This is a genomic window from Lutibacter sp., assembly GCF_041596795.1.
GTDB lineage: Bacteria > Bacteroidota > Bacteroidia > Flavobacteriales > Flavobacteriaceae > Lutibacter.
This window is the reverse complement of the sequence record NZ_JBFHHX010000280.1, coordinates 1-1625: the sequence shown is the minus strand read 5'-3', so window position 1 is coordinate 1625 and position 1625 is coordinate 1. Positions and strand designations below refer to the sequence as shown.

Here is a 1625-nt window from a genome sequence, read left to right as displayed (position 1 = left end):
TCATTTACTTCAACATCATCAACTTCTTCTGGAACATAAGGTAATGATTCTAATAACGTTACTTGCTTAATTTTATCAGAAGTTAACTGATTTCCTAAAGCTTTTATTCCTTTAACAGCTATAAACTCTTCTAAATTAATAGTCATATTTTCAATACTTCGTTTAGAAAACGTGATTTCAGCCATTGGTCTGTAATCTGTAGAAACAATTTCTAGTTGCGATTTTGGATGTTCAGAAATAAATACTTCTTCTTTATTTGGGTTATCAATCATAAACCGTTTTATAAAGTATTTTTCTTTTTCACCATCAAAATAAATAGCTGAAATTGGTTTTTGAGGAATCCATTTTTCCAACACAATCATATCGTTATCAAAATGTGTTGTTAACTCTGGTTTTATGGTTTTTACAATACCTTTTTGGTTAATTATAAGCAATCTATCTTCGCCTCTAAATTCGCCTAAAAGATCACCTCTTTCATCAACATTTAAACGTTGTACAGTTTCATCAAACCAAATTTTACGTGGTTTTAAAGTAGAAACTCCTTCGCTTTTTAATTCAATTTTTTTAATAGCATATTTGGTTACAGTATTTCCTTTTGAGCTTCTTCCTTTAATTGCTAAATCGGAAAAATCTATATCCCATTTTAATTTTTTAATAGATCCAACTGCTCTTAAAACAATAGAAACTGTTTCTGCTTCTCCATTTGGATTTGCGGTAAAATATAATACCGATGAGCCTTTAGTTCCGGCTGTTAAATCGTATTCTTTATCGCGTGTTACCCCAGTAACATTAAAGCGTTTCATATAACTTGGGCCACTTTTACCATCACGGTAAATCATATTATACACAGTACGTTTATCATTCTTTTTAAATACTGCAATATGAATAATGTCTTTTCCTACAAAAGTTTTTGAATCAACTTTAGTAATCATCATAACACCATCTCTTCTAAACACTATAATATCATCAATATCGGCACAATCATCAACATATTCATCTTTTTTTAATGATGTACCTACAAAACCTTCCTCACGGTTTACATATAATTTTGTGTTACGCATTACTACTTTGGTAGCAACAATATCATCAAACAATCTAATTTCTGTTAAACGTTCTTTGCCTTTTCCATATTTCAACTTTAGGTTCTTAAAATAGTCTATGGCAAAATCTATTAAATTGGCTAGATGATTTTTAACCTCTGCTATTTTATCTTCTAAACTTTCAATAAATTGTTTTGCTTTATCAATATCAAATTTTGATATTTTTTTAATTCTGATTTCAGTTAAACGAACAATATCTTCTTCTGTAATAGCACGTTTTAAATGTTTAATGTGCGGTTTTAAACCTTCATCAATAGCTTTTATAACGCCTTCCCAGGTTTCTTGCTCTTCAATGTCACGATAAATTCTATTTTCAATAAAAATACGTTCTAATGATGCAAAGTGCCATTGTTCTTCTAATTCATTTAACTGAATTTCTAATTCCATTTTCAGCAATTCAACTGTATGATCAGTGGATCGTCTTAGAACTTCAGAAACGCCAATAAAAACAGGTTTATTATCATCAATAACACAACACAAAGGTGAAATAGAGTTTTCACAATTTGTGAAAGCAAACAAAGCATC

The 1625-nt window shown here is 29.5% G+C and carries 1 protein-coding gene; it reads right to left on the bottom strand.

Annotated elements, in window-relative coordinates; translation table 11 throughout:
- Positions 1–1625: DNA gyrase/topoisomerase IV subunit A (locus ABY298_RS16285; protein ID WP_372747092.1), on the bottom strand; the 1625-nt coding region annotated here is incomplete at both ends.